An 18546-nucleotide genomic window follows, 5' to 3' on the forward strand; every position below is an offset into this window, starting at 1 on the left:
CTGTCCGCACGGCAGCCGGTTGCCGGCCCGAGCGCCCCGCGCGGTCGCGGAACGTCACGAGGCCGTTTGCTCGCGACGTCACGAGGTCATGTGCTCACCGCGTCGCGAGCCCGTCCGGTCGCGACGGCGCCCGCAAGCGCACGGCGGCCGACGCACGACCGGGCACGAACGCCGTCACCGTCACATGCGAGGATCTGAGACACCGTTCACACGCGCCGGCGAAGGAGAGCGCAGCGATGGCAACGAAGCCGCCCAAGGGTGACCCGGTCCAGGACGCGCCGCAGGTCTCCGAGCCGCAGCACGCGGCGGCGGGACTCCCCGCCATCGGACACACCCTGCGCATCGCCCAGCAGCAGATGGGCGTGCGCCGCACCGCGCTCACCCTGCTGCGTGTCAACCAGAAGAACGGCTTCGACTGCCCGGGCTGCGCCTGGCCCGAGCCCGAGCACCGGCACACGGCGGAGTTCTGCGAGAACGGCGCGAAGGCGGTCGCCGAGGAAGCCACCCTGCGCCGCGTCACTCCGGAGTTCTTCGCCGCGCACCCCGTGGCCGACCTCGCGACCCGCAGCGGCTACTGGCTGGGCCAGCAGGGGCGCCTGACGCATCCCATGTACCTCCCCGAGGGGGCGGACCGCTACGAACCGGTCACCTGGGAGCGCGCCTTCGACATCATCGCCGAGGAGATCGCCGCGCTCGACTCCCCTGATGAGGCCGTCTTCTACACCTCGGGCCGCACGAGCAACGAGGCAGCGTTCCTCTACCAACTCTTCGCCCGCGAGCTGGGCACCAACAACCTGCCCGACTGCTCGAACATGTGTCACGAGTCGTCAGGTTCCGCGCTCTCGGAGACGATCGGCGTCGGCAAGGGCAGCGTCCTGCTCGAGGACCTCCACAAGGCGGACCTGATCATCGTCGCCGGACAGAACCCCGGCACCAACCACCCGCGCATGCTGTCGGCCCTGGAGAAGGCCAAGGCGGGCGGCGCGAGGATCATCAGCGTCAACCCGCTGCCCGAGGCGGGACTTGAGCGCTTCAAGAACCCCCAGACCGCCCAGGGCATGCTCAAGGGAGCCGCCCTGACCGATCTGTTCCTGCAGATCCGCATCGGCGGCGACCAGGCCCTCTTCCGCCTGCTCAACAAACTGATCCTGGAGGCCGACGGCGCGGTCGACGACGAGTTCGTCCGCGAACACACCCACGGCTTCGAGGAGTTCGCCTCTGCCGCGCGCGCCGCGGACTGGGCTCAGACGCTTGAGGCGACCGGTCTCGGCCGCGAGGAGATAGAGCAGGCCCTGGCCATGGTCCTCGCCTCCGAGCGGACCATCGTCTGCTGGGCCATGGGGCTCACCCAGCACAAGCACGCCGTCGCCACGATCCGCGAGGTCGTCAACTTCCTTCTGCTGCGCGGCAACATCGGGCGTGCCGGCGCGGGGGTGTGCCCGGTGCGCGGTCACTCGAACGTGCAGGGCGACCGCACGATGGGCATCTTCGAACGGCCCGCGCCCGCCTTCCTGGACGCGCTGGAGAGGGAGTTCGGGTTCGCGCCGCCGCGCGCACACGGCTACGACGTCGTACGGGCCATCCGCGCCCTGCGCGAGGGCGAGGCGAAGGTCTTCTTCGCGATGGGCGGCAACTTCGTGTCCGCCTCCCCCGACACCGATGTGACCGAGGCGGCCATGCGGCGCGCCCGGCTCACCGTGCACGTGTCGACCAAGCTGAACCGCTCGCACACCGTCACCGGCGCGCGCGCCCTCGTCCTGCCCACGCTCGGCCGCACCGAGCGCGATCTGCAGGGCAGCGGCGAGCAGTTCGTGACCGTGGAGGACTCCATGGGCATGGTGCACGCCTCCCGCGGCGGCCTGGACCCCGCGAGCCCCCATCTGCTGTCCGAACCGGCCATCGTGTGCCGGCTGGCCCGCCGGGTGCTCGGCGCGGACAGCACCGTCCCGTGGGAGGAGTTCGAGAAGGACTACGCGACCGTCCGCGACCGCATCGCGCGCGTGATCCCCGGTTTCGAGGACTTCAACGCGCGCGTGGCACACCTGGGCGGCTTCGCGCTCCCCCACGCGCCCCGCGACGAGCGTCGCTTCCCCACCGCCACGGGCAAGGCCAACTTCACCGCGGCGCTCGTGGAGTTCCCGGCGCTGCCCAAGGGCCGGCTGCTGCTGCAGACCCTGCGCTCGCACGACCAGTACAACACCACGATCTACGGGCTGGACGACCGCTACCGCGGCATCAGGAACGGCCGCCGCGTCGTCCTCGTCCACCCCGAGGACGCCCGGGCGCTCGGCGTGGCGGACGGCTCGTACGTCGACCTGGTCAGTGAGTGGCAGGACGGCGTCGAGCGGCGCGCGCCCGGCTTCCGGGTCGTGCACTACCCCACCGCCCGCGGCTGCGCGGCCGCCTACTATCCGGAGACGAACGTGCTGGTCCCGCTGGATGCCACCGCCGACACCAGCAACACCCCCGCCAGCAAGTCCGTCGTGGTCCGCCTGGAACAATCGGCGACCGACTGAGCGTTTGCTCAGCCATAGGCGAGTGACCGATCCCCGACGAATGGAGCCGTACCCCATGGGCGAGCAGCACACCGTGAAGTTCCCGCAAGAGATCGTCGACGAGTACGCCGCGCTCGGCGTCGACCTGCCCGCCCTCTTCTCCGCCGGACACCTCGGCACCCGTATGGGCGTCCAGATCGTCGAGGCCTCCGCGGAGCGGGTCGTCGGCACCATGCCCGTGGAGGGCAACACCCAGCCGTACGGGCTGCTGCACGGCGGCGCATCCGCCGTGCTCGCCGAGACCCTCGGCTCCGTGGGCGCCATGCTCCACGGCGGCAGTTCGAAGATCGCCGTCGGCGTCGACCTGAACTGCACCCACCACCGCGGGGTGCGCTCCGGCCTCGTCACCGGCGTCGCCACCCCGGTCCACCGGGGGCGCTCGACAGCGACGTACGAGATCGTGATCAGCGACGAGAGCGGCAAGCGCGTGTGCACCGCCCGGCTGACCTGTCTGCTGCGCGACGTACGGCCGGGCGACGGCGACCACCTCCCCACCGGAGGCTGATCACCGGGGGCCGGTGCCCACGCGTCCCCCTCGGCCCCCACCCGTGCACGGTTGCCCCGCCGTTCCGCGCGATCCCCGGCGCGCTCGGCGCGGCACCCTCAACTCCCTAGCCCGGCAGGCACGTCACCGCACCTTCCCGGCCGGGCCCGGGGCTCCTACCGTGGCCCCATGAGGCGCCGGCCATGAGCGGCACAGGACCCGTCGAGCCTGTGGAGCCGTCCGGCCCCGAGCCGGGGCGCGACGTCGTCGGCAGCGATGCGCCCCGCCTGTCCGACCGATGGACGCGGCTGCCGGCACACACTCGCAGAGTCACCCTGGGCGCCGTCGCCGCCCTCACCGTCACCGGCGCCCTGCTGCTCCTGCCCGCCCGGTCCGCCACCGCGCCCCCGGAACCGGCCCTTCCGCCCTGGCCCGTGAACGTAACGGAGTTCTCCTACGCGGGAGTTGCCCACCGGGCCACGACCGCCGCCCCGGTCGCCACCTTCCGGTTCGACGTCTCGGTCCGCGACGGGCCGCCTGTGACCGTCTTTGACATCACGGCCGGGTTCACCGGACTGCGGGCCCGGACCCTGCCCAACGCGTCCATTACCGTGCACGCCAGGACAACACGCCGCATCGCACTCGAGGTATCCGTATCCGACTGTTCCGGACTGCCACTCAATCCGGACCTTCCATTTCTTGATGTGACGCTGCGTAACATGCGCGCAATACAAGACCACAGCTTCATCTTCGACGGCGCCTTCTCCCGCGATCTTTCGCAGCTGATCGGCACTGTCTGCGGCACCCACCGCCCAGGGGCCCGGCCAAGACCAAGCGGAAGTGCGCATTCTCAAAATGCGGACTACACGGAAATTCCGCCAAACCGGCCAAGACTCGACTTTCTCGATACGCCCCAACCTGCACGGCATAACAAGAAAGTCACAAGCCAGTCCGCGACGATGCTCATCTCCTCAGACCAGGCTTAGAGTCACGGCCAGTCACCGCTCCATCGGGAGTTCGGTACCAGCGCGGCATGCGCGTCGTCCGTCCAGGGCGGCCAGGCCGCGGAAAGGACTGATTGTGCGACAGCGTTCTCTGGTGATCCTCACCTCCGTGCTCACCACCGGAGCACTGACTCTGACCGCGTGTGGCTCCCGCGACGACAACAGCAAGAGCGGCGACAGCGGCTCCTCCACGACCCTCACCATCGGCGTGGACGCCCCGCTCTCCGGCGAGAACTCGACCACGGGCCTCGGCATCCAGTACGGCGTCCAGATCGCCGTCGACGACGCCAACAAGAAGAACACCGTTCCCGGCGTGAAGTTCCAGGTCAAGGCCCTGGACGACAAGGCGCAGCCCGCCACCGGCCAGCAGAACGCCACGGCTCTCGTCGGCGACAAGAGCGTCGTCGGCGCCGTCGGCCCGCTCAACTCCGGTGTGGCCCAGTCCATGCAGCAGGTCTTCGCCTCCGCCAACATGGTCGAGATCTCCCCCTCGAACACCAACCCGACCCTGACCCAGGGCAAGGACTGGCAGACCTCGAAGACGCGTCCGTACAAGACGTACTTCCGCACCGCCACCACCGACGCCCTCCAGGGTGGCTTCGCCGCCGACTACGCCTACAACGGCCTCAAGAAGAAGAAGGCCTTCGTCGTCGACGACAAGCAGACCTACGGCGCCGGCCTCGCCAAGATCTTCAACGACTCGTTCAAGAAGCTGGGCGGCGCGGTCGTCGGTACCGACCACGTCAACACCGGTGACAAGGACTTCGGTTCGCTCGTCACCAAGATCAAGAACGCCAAGGCCGACATCCTCTACTACGGCGGCCAGTACGACGAGTCCGAGCTGATCACCAAGCAGCTCAAGGACGCCGGCGTCAACATCCCGCTGTTCGGCGGCGACGGCATGTACGCCACCACCTACATCGACACCGCCGGCAAGGACGCCGAGGGCGACCTCGCCACCGCGGTCGGCGTGCCGGTCGACACCCTGCCCGCCGCCAAGACGTTCGTCGAGACGTACAAGGCCAAGGGCTACAAGGGCGACTACGGCGCCTACGGTGCCTACGCCTACGACGCCGCCAACGCCATCATCAACGCGGTCAAGGCCGCCGCGGACGCCAACGGCGGCAAGGTGCCGACCGGTGACGACCTGCGCTCCAAGGTCGTCGACGGCGTCCAGAAGAGCGACTTCGAAGGCATCTCCGGCCACGTCTCCTTCGACGAGTTCGGCGACACGACGAACAAGCAGCTCACCGTTTACCAGGTCGAGAAGGGTGCCTGGAAGGCGGTCAAGACCGGTACGTACAACCCCAGCTGAACCCGTACGTAACAGGCCGACCCCTAGCACCGACGGGCCGCGCGGAAGGAGGACCCCGACCGCGCGGCCCGTTCTCACACCCCGCCCTGCACACCACCGTGCACAACACGACCACCAGCGACATGGAGGCCATGCGGTGAACACCCTGCCGCAGCAGCTGGCCAACGGGCTGCTCCTCGGCTCGATGTACGGGCTGATCGCCATCGGCTACACGATGGTGTACGGCATCGTCCAGCTCATCAACTTCGCACACGGCGAGATCTTCATGACCGGAGCCTTCGGCGCTCTCACGGTCTCGCTGATCCTCCCCTCCGGCACCCCGATGTGGGCCCTCGTGCCCCTCATGCTGATAGGCGGCGCCATCGTCGCCATCCTCATCGCCGTCGGGGCGGAACGGTTCGCCTACCGACCACTTCGCGGAGCACCGAGGCTGGCACCGCTCATCACCGCCATCGGCCTCTCCCTGGCGCTCCAGGAAGTCGTGCGCAACTTCTACCCCCAGGCCGACCGCGCCCGCCGGTTCCCCGGCCTCGACACCACCCATGACCTCGGCTCCGTCACCATCAAGGACGCCGACATCTTCCTCGTCCTCGCCGCCGCCGTGTGCATGGCCGCACTCGCCGTCTTCGTCCGCCGCAGCCGCACCGGACGCGCCATGCAGGCCACCGCGCAGGACCCCGACACCGCGCAGCTGATGGGCATCGACACGAACCGCATCATCGTGGTCGCCTTCGCCATCGGTGGCTTCTTCGCCGCGGTCGCAGCCGTCGCCTACGGCCTCAAGTACGGCAACATCGACTACCGCATGGGCTTCCTCATGGGCCTCAAGGCCTTCACCGCGGCCGTCCTCGGCGGCATCGGCAACATCTACGGGGCCATGCTCGGCGGCGTCGTCCTCGGTATCGCCGAGACCCTCGCCTCCGCCTACATCGACAACGTCCCGGGCATGCAGCAGCTCGGCGGGGCCAGCTGGGCCAACGTCTGGGCCTTCTGTCTCCTCATCCTCGTCCTGCTGTTCAGACCCCAAGGCCTCCTCGGCGAACGCGTCGCGGACAGGGCGTGATCACGATGACCGACACGACGACCACTCCCGAGGTCCCCGGGACGCCGACGTTCACCGAACACGGCCTCATCCCGCTGCCGGCCTCCGCCGCCCGCGCGCTCACCCTTCTCGGCGGCGTCGCCACCGCCGCGTCCGCCTTCCTCGCCTGGACCTGGACCGCCGACTTCCCCGGCGACCTCACCGTCTACGGCTACCCGGGCGGCCTGCAGTGGCTGACCTTCACCGGCGGCATCCTCGTCACCCTCTTCGCCCTCGCCGGATACGGCGTCAAGGGCCTCGGCTGGCTCACCCCCGCCCGCAACAACGCACCCGCGGTCCTCACCGCCCTCGGCGCCTTCGGCACCACCTGGTTCACCGTCATCGCGATCGCCGCCAAGCTCGGCGGCCTCGTCAACCTCGAAGCGGGCGGCTACATCGCGGCCGTCGCCTCCCTGCTCCCCGTCATCGGCGCCCTCGCCCTCCCCCATCCCGTGGCCGGCGAACCCACCGTCAAGGCAATCCTGCGCGCCTCCATCGCCAAGCCGGACCGCATCGCGCCGGCCGGCCACACGGCCCCCTGGGTCCAGCGCGCCGTCATCACCGCCGTCGCCGTCGTCGGCCTCTTCGCCTTCGCCTACGGCATCGACACCGAATACGGCGAACTCTTCATCGGCTACCTCATCGTCGTCGTCTTCGCCGTCTGGGCGGCGCACACCGCGGGCCTGGCCGACCGGTTCTCCCGCATCCTCGCGGCCAACCGCAGCTTCGCCCTCGCGATGGGCTTCGTCGCCGCCATCGCCTTCCCCCTCACCCAGACCGACGACCACTACGCCAACATCGGCGTCAACATCCTCATCTTCGGAACCGTCGCTCTCGGCCTGAACATCGTCGTCGGCCTCGCGGGCCTCCTCGACCTCGGATACGTCGCCTTCCTCGGCGTCGGCGCCTACACCGCCGCCCTCGTCTCCGGCTCCGAGTTCTCCCGCTTCTCCGGCGTCCAGTTCCCCTTCTGGGCCGCCGCCCTCAGCGGCGCCGCCGCCTCCCTCGTGTTCGGCGTCCTCATCGGCGCCCCCACCCTGCGGCTGCGCGGCGACTACCTCGCCATCGTCACCCTCGGCTTCGGAGAGATCTTCCGTATCGCCGTGAACAACATGGACGGCGACTCGGGACCGAACATCACCAACGGCCCCAACGGCATCCCGTCCATCCCCGACCTGAACTTCTTCGGATTCAACTTCGGGGAATCGCATGACCTCGGCGGCTTCACCATCGGCCGCTTCGCCAACTACTACCTGCTGATGGTCCTCATCATGGCCATCGTCGTCCTCGTCTACACCCGCGCCGCCGACTCCCGCATCGGCCGCTCCTGGATCGCCATCCGCGAGGACGAGACCGCCGCCACCGCCATGGGCATCAACGGCTTCCGCGTCAAGCTCATCGCCTTCGCCCTCGGCGCCTCCCTCGCCGGCCTCGCCGGAACCGTCAGCGCCCACGTGACCTACAGCGTGGTCCCCAACCCCTACCAGTTCGCGGGCTCCACGCCCCCCAACTCGGCCTTCCTTCTCGCCGCGGTCGTCCTCGGCGGCATGGGCACCGTCGCAGGCCCCCTGCTCGGCGCGGCACTGCTCTACCTGCTCCCGGAGAAACTCGTCTTCCTCCAGGACAAGTCGCTCCTCGCCTTCGGCATCGCCCTCATCCTGCTGATGCGCTTCCGGCCGGAAGGCATCATCGCCAACCGCCGCCGCCAGCTCGAATTCCACGAGACCGGCCAACTCGACGTACCCCAACAAGCGACGCTGACCGACGAACCGGCCGTCACCAAGGCAGGGGCGTAAGAACCATGACGACACCTGTACTCGAAGCCCGCGACGTGACGATGCGCTTCGGCGGCCTCACCGCCGTACGCTCCGTCGACTTCACCGTCAACAGCGGCGAGATCGTCGGCCTCATCGGCCCCAACGGCGCCGGAAAGACCACCTTCTTCAACTGCCTCACCGGCCTGTACATCCCCACGGAGGGCACGGTCTCCTACAAGGGCACCGTCCTGCCCCCCAAGCCCCACCTGGTCACCAAGGCCGGCATCGCCCGCACCTTCCAGAACATCCGGCTCTTCGCCAACATGACCGTTCTGGAAAATGTGCTCGTCGGCCGCCACACCCGGACCAAAGAAGGCCTGTGGTCCGCCCTCCTGCGCGGCCCCGGCTTCAAGAGAGCCGAAAGGGAATCCGAGGCGCGGGCCATGGAACTCCTCGAGTTCGTCGGCCTCGCCGCCAAGCGCGACCACCTCGCGCGCAACCTCCCCTACGGCGAACAGCGCAAGCTCGAAATCGCCCGCGCACTGGCGAGCGAGCCGGGGCTGCTGCTCCTCGACGAACCGACGGCCGGCATGAACCCGCAGGAAACGCGAGCCACCGAGGAACTGGTTTTCGCGATCCGCGACAAGGGCATCGCCGTCCTCGTCATCGAGCACGACATGCGTTTTATCTTCAACCTCTGCGATCGCGTCGCCGTCCTCGTCCAGGGCGAGAAACTCGTCGAAGGTACCTCCGAGGTCGTCCAGGCCGACGAGCGCGTCATCGCCGCCTACCTTGGAACCCCCTTCGAAGGCGAACCCGGAGAAGCAGAGGCCGCCGAGATCGCAGCCGCCGAAGCCGGGGGCGACGTGACCGCGGACAGCACCACCGGCAGCACCAAGGGAGAAGCCCAGTGACCGCACTGCTCGAGGTCGAGGACCTCAGGGTGGCCTACGGCAAGATCGAAGCCGTCAAGGGCATCTCCTTCAGCGTCGAAGCCGGCCAGGTCGTCACTCTCATCGGCACCAACGGCGCCGGCAAGACGACGACCCTGCGCACCCTCTCCGGCCTGCTCAAACCGACCAGCGGACGGATCACCTTCGACGGCAGACCGCTGGCCAACGTCCCCGCCCACAAGATCGTCTCGCTCGGACTCGCCCACTCCCCCGAGGGCCGGCACATCTTCCCGCGTCTGACGATCGCCGAGAACCTCCAGCTCGGCGCCTTCCTCCGCAAGGACAAAGAAGGCATCGAAAAGGACATCCTGCGGGCCTACGACCTCTTCCCGATCCTCGGAGAGCGCAGGAAGCAGGCCGCGGGCACCCTCTCCGGCGGCGAACAGCAGATGCTCGCCATGGGCCGCGCCCTCATGTCCCAGCCGAAACTGCTCATGCTCGACGAGCCCTCCATGGGCCTCTCACCGATCATGATGCAGAAGATCATGGCCACCATCGCCGAGCTGAAGACGCAGGGCACCACCATCCTGCTCGTCGAGCAGAACGCCCAGGCCGCCCTCTCCCTCGCCGACCAGGGCCATGTGATGGAGGTCGGCAACATCGTCCTCTCCGGCACCGGACAGGACCTGCTGCACGACGAATCCGTGCGGAAGGCCTACCTCGGCGAAGACTGAGCACGTCTTCACGGCAAACGGCGAGGCCCGCACCCCCGACTCCCGGGGGTGCGGGCCTCGCCGTAGACGTCGTGGCCGTCAGTCCTTGGCGGCCTTCTTCTCCTGCGAATCCTGGATGACCGCCTCCGCGACCTGCTGCATCGACATGCGCCGGTCCATGGAGGTCTTCTGGATCCACCGGAACGCGGCCGGCTCGCTCAGCCCGTACTCCGTCTGAAGAATCGACTTCGCCCGGTCCACCAGCTTGCGCGTCTCAAGACGCTGCGTGAGATCCGCGACCTCCTGCTCCAGCGTCTTCAGCTCGTTGAACCGGGACACGGCCATCTCGATCGCCGGCACGACATCGCTCTTGCTGAACGGCTTCACGAGATACGCCATGGCGCCCGCGTCCCGCGCCCGCTCGACCAGGTCCCGCTGCGAGAAGGCGGTGAGCATGAGGACCGGGGCGATGCGCTCCTCGGCGATCCGCTCGGCCGCCGAGATGCCGTCGAGCTTCGGCATCTTCACATCGAGGATCACCAGATCGGGCCGGTGCTCACGGGCCAGCTCGACGGCCCGCTCGCCGTCACCGGCCTCACCGACGACCTGGTAGCCCTCTTCCTCGAGCATCTCTTTGAGGTCGAGCCGGATGAGCGCCTCGTCCTCGGCGATGACGACACGGGTCGTCAGCGGAGGCACATGCGACTTGTCGTCGTCGGCAACGGGCTGGGGCGACTCGGCGGCGGTCACGGAGGCTCCTTGATCCAGGGCAGTCAGGTACTGCTCCCAAGAGCCTACCCAGCTGCGGTAAGGTGGTCAGGCAGCGGGTCGAGGGAAACCTTTGATTCGTTGGGCCCCGGTAGCCCAATTGGCAGCAGGCAATGGATTCAAAACCCATACAGTGTCGGTTCGAGTCCGACCCGGGGCACTTTTCCTTAGATTCCAAGGTCGGAATCGAAAAGCGGATGTTCGTATCTCGTGAACCTCCGCCTTTTTTGCTGCGTACGGTCCTGCGCTGTCGCCCAGAGTGGCCTGATGTACGACATGGGCACACGTAAGCGAGCCCTGTGCAAGCCCGTTCCGAATAGGCATGCGCGGACGACGACGACCGCACCCAACACGAAGAGCCCCCTCGCAAGGGGCCCTTCGCGAGCCCGTCTGTCCTACTTGGGGCTGTCGTCCTCGCCGATGTGATGCACCCGCACCATGTTCGTCGAGCCCGACACCCCGGGCGGCGAGCCCGCGGTGATCACCACGACGTCGCCCTTCTTGCAGCGGCCGTACTCCAGGAGCAGCTCGTCGACCTGGTCGACCATCGCGTCCGTGGAGTCGACGTGTGGGCCCAGGAAGGTCTCCACGCCCCAGGTGAGGTTGAGCTGGGAACGCGTGGCCGCCTCGGGGGTGAAGGCGAGGAGCGGGATCGGGGAGCGATAGCGGGAGAGGCGGCGGGCGGTGTCGCCGGACTGGGTGAAGGCGACCAGGAACTTGGCGCCGAGGAAGTCGCCGATCTCTGCTGCCGCGCGGGCGACCGCGCCGCCCTGGGTGCGAGGCTTGTTGCTCTCGGTCAGCGGCGGGAGGCCCTTGGCGAGGATGTCCTCCTCGGCCGCCGCGACGATGCGCGCCATGGTCCTGACCGTCTCGACCGGGTAGTTTCCGACGCTCGTCTCGCCGGAGAGCATGACGGCGTCGGTGCCGTCGATCACGGCGTTCGCGACGTCGGAGGCCTCGGCCCGGGTGGGGCGGGAGTTCTCGATCATCGAGTCGAGCATCTGGGTGGCGACGATGACCGGTTTGGCGTTGCGCTTGGCGAGTTTGATGGCGCGCTTTTGGACGATGGGGACCTGTTCCAGGGGCATTTCCACGCCGAGGTCACCGCGGGCGACCATGATGCCGTCGAAGGCGGCGACGATCTCGCCGATGTTTTCGACGGCCTGGGGCTTTTCGACTTTGGCGATGACGGGGAGGCGGCGGCCCTCTTCGTCCATGATGCGGTGGACGTCCTTGATGTCCCTGCCGCTGCGGACGAAGGAGAGGGCGATGACGTCGCATCCGGTGCGCAGGGCCCAGCGGAGGTCGTCCTCGTCCTTCTTGGAGAGTGCGGGGACGGAGACGGCGACGCCCGGGAGGTTGAGTCCCTTGTGGTCGGAGACCATGCCGCCTTCGACGACGGTGGTGTGGACCCGGGGGCCGTCGACGGAGGTGACCTCCAGGCAGACCTTGCCGTCGTCGACGAGGATGCGTTCGCCGGCGGTGACGTCGGCGGCGAGTCCGGAGTAGGTGGTTCCGCAGGTCTGGCGGTCTCCTTCGACACCTTCTTCGACGGTGATCGTGAAGGTGTCGCCGCGTTCAAGGAGTACGGGTCCTTCGATGAATCGGCCGAGTCTGATCTTCGGGCCCTGAAGGTCGGCGAGGATTCCGACGCTGCGGCCGGTCTCGTCGGACGCCTTTCGCACGCGCTGGTAGCGCTCCTCGTGTTCGGCGTAGGTGCCGTGGCTGAGGTTGAGGCGGGCGACGTCCATTCCGGCTTCGACCAGGGCCTTGATCTGGTCGTACGAGTCGGTGGCGGGCCCCAATGTACAGACGATCTTTGCTCGGCGCATGCTTCGAGCGTAGGCCTTACCGGTCGGTAGAGAATTCGTTGGGCGTGACTACTCAACAACCTTTACGTGAAGCCTTATCAACAAGTGTTGAATTGTGCGGTGGTCCGCTCCGATGAGCATCCCGAGGGAATTGCGGGCCTTTTCCGACACGGACTGCTTCTCGCCCCCACGAGTGGCTCAGGGCGACTGAAGCTGTGGCGGTGCCATGGTGAAGCGTGCGGTGATCTGGGCGTGGACATGTTGCCGTTGGGGTTCGAGTGCGAGAGGGACGGGCCAATCCCCTGCTTCTGCTGCCATGGAGGCGGCCTGGCGCATGGAGCGTGGTCCGGGGGCATACCGCTCGCTGCTCTCGGCACCGATATCGGCGAGTTCGACGAGGGCCATGAGAGTGGTGCCGAGCGCGTCGGCGTATTCACGTGCGCGCTGCACGGCCTCCCGTACGGCTTGCTGACGGGCTGCGCGATGGGCGGGTGAGTCGGGGCGGAGGTCCCACCAGGGGCCGTCCACTCGGGTGAGTTCGAGGTCGGCGAGCCGGGTGGTGAGTTCGCCCAGGGCGGTGAAGTCGACGATGTCGGCGCTGATGTGGACGTGGCCGTGGTAGGCGCGGACGCGTTCGCCGTGGCCGTGTTCCGTCAGTTCGGGGCTGATGGAGAAGGTTCCGGTCTCCAGCTGTTCGACGGCGTCCGGGTAGGACTTGATGAGCTCAAGGACGGTGGCGTTGCGGCGGGTGAGGTCGTCGAGGGTGGTGCGCCGGTCGGCGCCGCGCGCGGTGACGATGATGTGGATGCGGGCGATCTCGGGATCGACTTCGAGGTGGGCTTCTCCGCGGACGGCGATGCGTGGGGCGTCAGGGGTGCCGTAGGAGACGGCGGGCGGCTCGGGTTGAGGGGGTCCGGCGGTCATGGGTGTCACTCTGTCACCGGCGCGTCCGCGCGGGGGCGTTTGCCGGTCACCGGATCGAAACCTGCGGGGTCTGTTGCGGCTCGTGGTGCCCGGGCAGAATCTACGCGCGTCGTTGACCATTTCCCGAGGAGATTCTGAGATGCCCTTGAACCGCCGGAAGTTCCTGAAGAGATCCGCTGTGACGGGGGCGGGGGTGGCGCTGGCGGGCGCCGCGGTGGCTCCGTCCGCCGAGGCCGCTCCGGCGCACGCCGGCCCGGCGAAGAAGCGGTACTCCCTGACCGTGATGGGCACGACCGATCTGCACGGGCACGTCTTCAACTGGGACTACTTCAAGGACGCCGAGTACGCGGACAAGGCGGGCAACGCGCTGGGCCTGGCCCGCATTTCGACCCTGGTGGACCAGGTCCGCCAGGAGAAGGGCCACTGCAACACGCTGCTGCTGGACGCCGGCGACACGATCCAGGGCACCCCGCTGACGTACTACTACGCCAAGGTGGACCCGATCACGGCCAAGGGCGGTCCGGTGCACCCGATGGCGCAGGCCATGAACGCGATCGGGTACGACGCGGCGGCGCTCGGCAACCACGAGTTCAACTACGGCATCGAGACGCTGCGGAAGTTCGAGTCGCAGTGCGACTTCCCGCTGCTCGGCGCGAACGCGGTGGACGCGAAGACCCTGAAGCCGGCGTTCCCTCCGTACTTCGTCAAGAAGTTCCACGTTCCGGGTGCGCCGCCGGTGACGGTCGCGGTGCTCGGCCTGACCAACCCGGGGATCGCCATCTGGGACAAGGCCTATGTCCAGGGCAAGCTGGCGTTCCCGGGTCTGGAGGAGCAGGCCGCGAAGTGGGTGCCGAAGCTGAGGGCGATGGGCGCGGACGTGGTCGTCGTGTCGGCACACTCGGGTACCTCCGGCAATTCGTCCTACGGTGACCAGCTGCCCTATGCGGAGGACGCGGCCGCCAACGTGGCCCGGCAGGTGCCGGGGATCGACGCGATCCTGGTCGGTCACGCGCATCTGGAGATCCCGGAGCTGAAGGTCGTCAACGAGCAGACGGGGAAGACGGTCGTCCTGTCCGAACCGCTGTGCTACGCCGAGCGGCTGACGCTCTTCGACATCGAGCTGGTCTTCGTCAAGGGGAAATGGGAGGTCGAGTCGGTCGCCGCGTCGCTGCGGAACTCCAACACGGTCGCCGACGACCCGAAGATCACCGAGCTGCTCACGGACGAACACGCGAAGGTCGTCCAGTACGTCAACCAGGTCGTCGGCAAGGCGACCGAGACGCTGACGACGGTGGATGCCCGCTACAAGGACGCCCCGATCATCGACCTGATCACCAAGGTCCAGGAGGACGTGGTCAAGGCGGCGCTGGCGGGCACCGAGTACGCCGCGCTGCCGGTGATCGCGCAGGCGTCGCCGTTCTCGCGTACCTCGGAGATCCCGGCGGGCAATGTGACGATCCGGGACCTGTCGAGCCTGTACGTGTACGACAACACGCTGGTCGCGAAGCTGATGACGGGTGCGCAGGTCCGGGCGTACCTGGAGTACTCGGCGGAGTACTTCGTGCAGACCGCCGCCGGCGCGCCGGTGGACGTGGAGAAGCTGACCAACGCGAACGGCCGTCCGGACTACAACTACGACTATGTCTCGGGCCTGCAGTACGAGATCGACATCGCCCAGGCCGCGGGCTCGCGCATCAAGAACCTGACCTACAACGGTGCCCCGCTGGACGACGCCCAGCAGTTCGTGCTCGCGGTCAACAACTACCGTGCCAACGGCGGCGGTGCCTTCCCGTTCGTGGCTTCGGGCAAGGAGCTGTGGTCGGAGTCGACGGAGATCCGGACCCGGATCGCGGAGTGGGTGACCGCGAAGGGGGTTCTGGACCCGAAGGACTTCGCGTCCGCCGACTGGAAGCTCACGCGGAACGGCGTGCCGCTCTTCTAGGAAGAACGGGGTTGCCGTTGCTCCGGATGTGACGCGGCGCTTGCGGTGCGCGTGTGGAGCCGGCCGGCGTAGAGCAGGCCGGTCGGCTCCATCGCCGGCGGCGGTGCCGCCGCTCCCGTCGGAGCGGACGCCCTCGGGGCGGGGGTCGTGCGTGGGTGCCTTGGTGGGCCGCCACTCCCTCGGCTGCCGTCCGGGGCGCCTCTCCGGACGGCCTTTTCTCACCGTCTTTCGGCGAGTGGGGTCAGATCCATGGGTCTGCGTACGGCCGGGATCCCGTCGTGATGCTGGAGCCCGAACGTGGTGAAGGCGGTTCGGCGCGGCAGTGGGTAGGGCTCCTTGCCGGTGAGGGAGTTGAGGATGGTGGCGCTGCGCCAGGCGGCGAGGCCGAGGTCGGGGGTGCCGACTCCGTGGGTGTGGAGTTCGGCGTTCTGGACGTAGACGGAGCCGCTGACGGAGGGGTCCAGGACCATGCGGAACTGGTCGTCGATGCGGGGGCGCCCGCTGCTGTCGCGGCGCAGGTAGGGGCCCAGCCCGGCGAGGATGCGGCCTAGGGGGCGCTCACGGTAGCCGGTGGCGAGGACGACGGCGTCGGTGGTGAGGCGTGAGCGGACGTTCTGCTGGACGTGCTCCAGATGGAGTTCGATCTTGTTGGTGGCAAGGCGCCCGGCGGTGCGGACCCGGACGCCGGGGGTGAGGACGGCGTCGGGCCAGCCGCCTTTGAGCGTGCGGCGGTAGAGCTCGTCGTGGATGGCGGCGATGGTGCCGGCGTCGATGCCCTTGTGGAGCTGCCACTGGGCCGAGACGAGTCGGTCGCGGACGGGTTCGGCGAGGGCGTGGAAGAACCGCGTGTAGTCGGGGGTGAAGTGCTCCAGACCGAGTTTTGAGTACTCCATGGGGGCGAAGGCCTCGGTCCGTGCGAGCCAGTGGATCCTTTCGAGGCCGAGGGGCCGGTTGCGCAGGAGGTCGAGGAAGACCTCGGCACCGGACTGGCCCGCGCCGACGACGGTGATGTGCTCGGCGGTGAGGAAGTCCATGCGGTGCCGGAGGTAGTCGCCGGCGTGGATGACGGGCACTCCAGCGGATTCGACCAGCGGTTCCAGGGTTTCGGGCACGTAGGGTTCGGTGCCGACGCCGAGGACGATGTTGCATGCCTGGGCACGGCCGAGGGCTTCGGCCGTGCCGTCCGTGCCGAGCCGGGTGAAGTCGACTTCGAAGACGTCGGTCGCGGGGTTCCAGCGGACGGTGTCGACCTGGTGGCCGAAGTTCAGCCCGGGAAGGTTGCCGGCGACCCACCGGCAGTAGGCGTCGTACTCGGCGCGCTGGATGTGGAAGCGTTCGGCGAAGTAGAAGGGGAACAGTCGTTCGCAGGTCTTGAGGTAGTTCAGGAACGACCAGGGGCTGGCGGGGTCGGCGAGGGTCACCAGGTCGGCGAGGAACGGCACTTGGAGGGTGGCTCCGTCGATGAGGAGGCCGGGGTGCCAGTCGAAGCCGGGGCGCCGTTCGTAGAAGACCGCGTCGAGTTCCGTGAGCGGGTGGGCGAGGGCGGCGAGAGACAGGTTGAACGGGCCGATGCCGATGCCGACCAGATCGCGGGGTGCTCGGGGTTCATGGCGTGCGGGGGTGGTCATCGGGGCGTGCTTCCTTCCACCAGGTTCAGGAGGGCGGCCAGGTCGCCGGGCCGGGTGTGGGGGTTGAGGAGGGTGGCCTTGAGCCAGAGGCGGCCGTCCAGCCGGGCGCGGCCGAGGACGGCGCGGCCGGCGTGGAGGAGGGTGCGGCGCACGGCGGCGACGGTGTCGTCGGAGGCCGCCGTGGGCCGGAACAGGACAGTGCTGATGGTGGGCGGGGCGTAGAGCTCGAAGGCGGGGTGGTCGCGGACCAGTTCGGCGAACTGGTGTGCGTGGCCACAGACTTGATCGACGAGCGTGGCCAACCCGGTGCGGCCCAGGGTCTTGAGGGTGACGGCGATCTTGAGGATGTCGGGGCGCCGGGTGGTGCGCAGGGAGCGCCCGAGGAGGTCGGGCAGGCCCGCGTCGGTGTCGTCGTCGGCGTTGAGGTAGTCGGCGCGATGCCGCAGGGCGCTCAGGTCGTGGGGGTCGCGGACGGCGAGCAGGCCGGCGGCGACAGGCTGCCAGCCGAGTTTGTGCAGGTCGAGGGTGACGGTGTGAGCGCGCTCGAGACCGGTGAGCTTGGCGCGGTGGCGGTCGCTGAACAGGAGTGCGCCTCCGTAGGAGGCGTCGATGTGCAGTCGGGCGCCGTGGGCGGCGCAGATGTCGGCGATCCGGGGCAGGGGGTCGATGAGGCCGGCGTCGGTGCTGCCCGCGCCGGCGGCGACGAGCAGCGGGCCGGGCAGACTGCCGAGCGCGGTGTCCAGGGCGGCCGGTTCGAGGGCGCCGCCGAGGGCGGGGACGACGACGGGTTCGGGCAGGCCGAGCAGCCAGGCGGCGCGCGTCAGGGAGTGGTGGGCGCCCGCGCCGCAGACGAGCCGGACGCTTCCATGGGCTTCACGGGCGAGGAGCAGGGCGAGCTGGTTGGACTCGGTGCCGCCGGTGGTGACCAGACAGTCGCCGTTTCCCCGCGAGCCTGCGTGGATCTGGTCGGCGCGCTGTGCCTGCGGGCGGCCGCAGCCCCCGCCGGTGCCCTGTTCCTGCGGCCCGCCGCAGACCTCGTCCGCGCCTCTTTTTGGCGCGCCATCGTGATCCCCACCGGCACCCCTTTCCCGCGGACCGCCGTAGATCTCGTCGGCGAGGGCCCGTGTCACCAGCGTTTCCAGTTCGGAGGCGGACGGGGCCTGGTCCCAGGAGTCGAGGGAGGGGTTGAGCGCGCTCGCCGCCAGGTCGGCGGCGGCGGCGACCGCGAGGGGCGGGCAGTGCAGGTGGGCGGCGCACAGGGCGTGGGCGGGGTCGGCGGCCCCTTCCGCGAGGGCGTGCACGAGCGCCCGTACGGCGTCCGGGTCGCCCTCGTACGGCAGGACGTCGCCGACGGCCGCACGGACCCGGGCGGCGACCGCTGCGGGCCCCCCGCCGGGCAGGGGGCCGCCGCGGGCCCGTGCGCCCTCCTCGAGGGCGTCGAGGACGGTGGCGAGCAGCGGTCGCAGGGCGCGCGGGCCTTCGGGTCCTGAGGCGAGAGGCGGCAAGCTCATGGGACGTCCTCCAGGCGCGCGGCGGGGAACCAAGCCTGCACGCAGGGAGGTTGGGCTCGCCCGGAGAGGACAACGATCCGACCCGAATGGGGGTACCGCCGTGGGGAGGAAGTGCCCACGGATGGCATATGCGGTGCCGGCCGCCGTCCCGCGACGGCGC

Annotated in this window: 14 protein-coding genes and 1 tRNA gene; 10 read left to right on the forward strand and 5 right to left on the reverse strand. The window is 68.9% G+C overall.

Annotated elements, in window-relative coordinates:
- Positions 1-236: 236 nt before the first annotated feature.
- From ACWDA7_RS05105 to ACWDA7_RS05140, 8 genes are all read left to right on the forward strand, one after another.
- The gene (locus tag ACWDA7_RS05105) at positions 237-2516 is read left to right on the forward strand and encodes an FdhF/YdeP family oxidoreductase (protein ID WP_450602813.1); all 2280 of its coding nucleotides are present in this window, start codon (positions 237-239) and stop codon (positions 2514-2516) included.
- Positions 2517-2571: 55 nt separating this feature from the next.
- Positions 2572-3060: a PaaI family thioesterase gene (locus ACWDA7_RS05110; protein WP_450602814.1), complete on the forward strand. Its 489-nt coding sequence runs from the start codon at positions 2572-2574 to the stop codon at positions 3058-3060.
- Positions 3061-3242: 182 nt separating this feature from the next.
- Positions 3243-4025, forward strand: a complete 783-nt coding sequence (locus ACWDA7_RS05115) for a hypothetical protein (protein WP_450602815.1) — start codon at positions 3243-3245, stop codon at positions 4023-4025.
- A gap of 109 nt (positions 4026-4134) precedes the next feature.
- On the forward strand, positions 4135-5358 hold the full coding sequence (locus tag ACWDA7_RS05120; RefSeq protein WP_450602919.1) for a branched-chain amino acid ABC transporter substrate-binding protein: 1224 nt from the start codon (positions 4135-4137) through the stop codon (positions 5356-5358).
- 136 nt (positions 5359-5494) lie between these two features.
- Positions 5495-6421: a branched-chain amino acid ABC transporter permease gene (locus ACWDA7_RS05125; protein WP_450602816.1), complete on the forward strand. Its 927-nt coding sequence runs from the start codon at positions 5495-5497 to the stop codon at positions 6419-6421.
- 5 nt (positions 6422-6426) lie between these two features.
- Positions 6427-8235 (forward strand): branched-chain amino acid ABC transporter permease, encoded by a 1809-nt coding sequence (locus ACWDA7_RS05130; protein WP_450602817.1) that lies wholly within the window; start codon positions 6427-6429, stop codon positions 8233-8235.
- Between the two features lie 5 nt (positions 8236-8240).
- A complete protein-coding gene (locus ACWDA7_RS05135) occupies positions 8241-9110 on the forward strand; it encodes an ABC transporter ATP-binding protein (protein ID WP_450602818.1) in 870 nt (289 codons plus the stop codon).
- Entirely contained in the window at positions 9107-9823 is a 717-nt protein-coding gene (locus ACWDA7_RS05140) for an ABC transporter ATP-binding protein (RefSeq protein WP_450602819.1), read from the forward strand. The genes ACWDA7_RS05135 and ACWDA7_RS05140 overlap by 4 nt, the downstream gene beginning before the upstream one ends.
- Before the next feature lie 78 nt (positions 9824-9901).
- On the opposite strand, the gene ACWDA7_RS05145 is transcribed toward ACWDA7_RS05140, so the two are convergent.
- Positions 9902-10552, reverse strand: coding sequence for an ANTAR domain-containing response regulator (locus ACWDA7_RS05145; protein ID WP_450602820.1), 651 nt, complete (start codon positions 10550-10552; stop codon positions 9902-9904).
- A 103-nt stretch (positions 10553-10655) separates the two neighbouring features.
- On the opposite strand from ACWDA7_RS05145, the gene ACWDA7_RS05150 reads away from it, so the two are divergent.
- Positions 10656-10730, forward strand: a tRNA-Leu gene (locus ACWDA7_RS05150).
- A gap of 235 nt (positions 10731-10965) precedes the next feature.
- Here ACWDA7_RS05150 and pyk read toward each other — a convergent pair.
- Positions 10966-12402 carry a pyruvate kinase gene (pyk, locus tag ACWDA7_RS05155; protein ID WP_450602821.1) on the reverse strand — a complete coding sequence of 479 codons (1437 nt, stop codon included), beginning with the start codon at positions 12400-12402 and terminating at the stop codon, positions 10966-10968.
- A gap of 177 nt (positions 12403-12579) precedes the next feature.
- Positions 12580-13305: an SIMPL domain-containing protein gene (locus ACWDA7_RS05160; protein WP_450602822.1), complete on the reverse strand. Its 726-nt coding sequence runs from the start codon at positions 13303-13305 to the stop codon at positions 12580-12582.
- A gap of 139 nt (positions 13306-13444) precedes the next feature.
- Here ACWDA7_RS05160 and ACWDA7_RS05165 point away from each other — a divergent pair, with 139 nt between their 5' ends.
- Complete coding sequence (locus ACWDA7_RS05165) at positions 13445-15247, forward strand: bifunctional metallophosphatase/5'-nucleotidase (protein WP_450602823.1); 1803 nt, start codon at positions 13445-13447, stop codon at positions 15245-15247.
- Between the two features lie 218 nt (positions 15248-15465).
- Here ACWDA7_RS05165 and ACWDA7_RS05170 read toward each other — a convergent pair whose 3' ends face one another.
- Both ACWDA7_RS05170 and ACWDA7_RS05175 read right to left on the reverse strand, forming a co-directional pair.
- Entirely contained in the window at positions 15466-16875 is a 1410-nt protein-coding gene (locus ACWDA7_RS05170; protein ID WP_450602824.1) for a lysine N(6)-hydroxylase/L-ornithine N(5)-oxygenase family protein, read from the reverse strand.
- The gene (locus tag ACWDA7_RS05175; protein WP_450602825.1) at positions 16872-18386 is read right to left on the reverse strand and encodes a pyridoxal phosphate-dependent decarboxylase family protein; all 1515 of its coding nucleotides are present in this window, start codon (positions 18384-18386) and stop codon (positions 16872-16874) included. Before ACWDA7_RS05175 ends, ACWDA7_RS05170 begins: the two co-directional genes overlap by 4 nt.
- Positions 18387-18546: the final 160 nt, after the last annotated feature.

It is taken from the genome of Streptomyces sp. NPDC001156 (assembly GCF_053598275.1).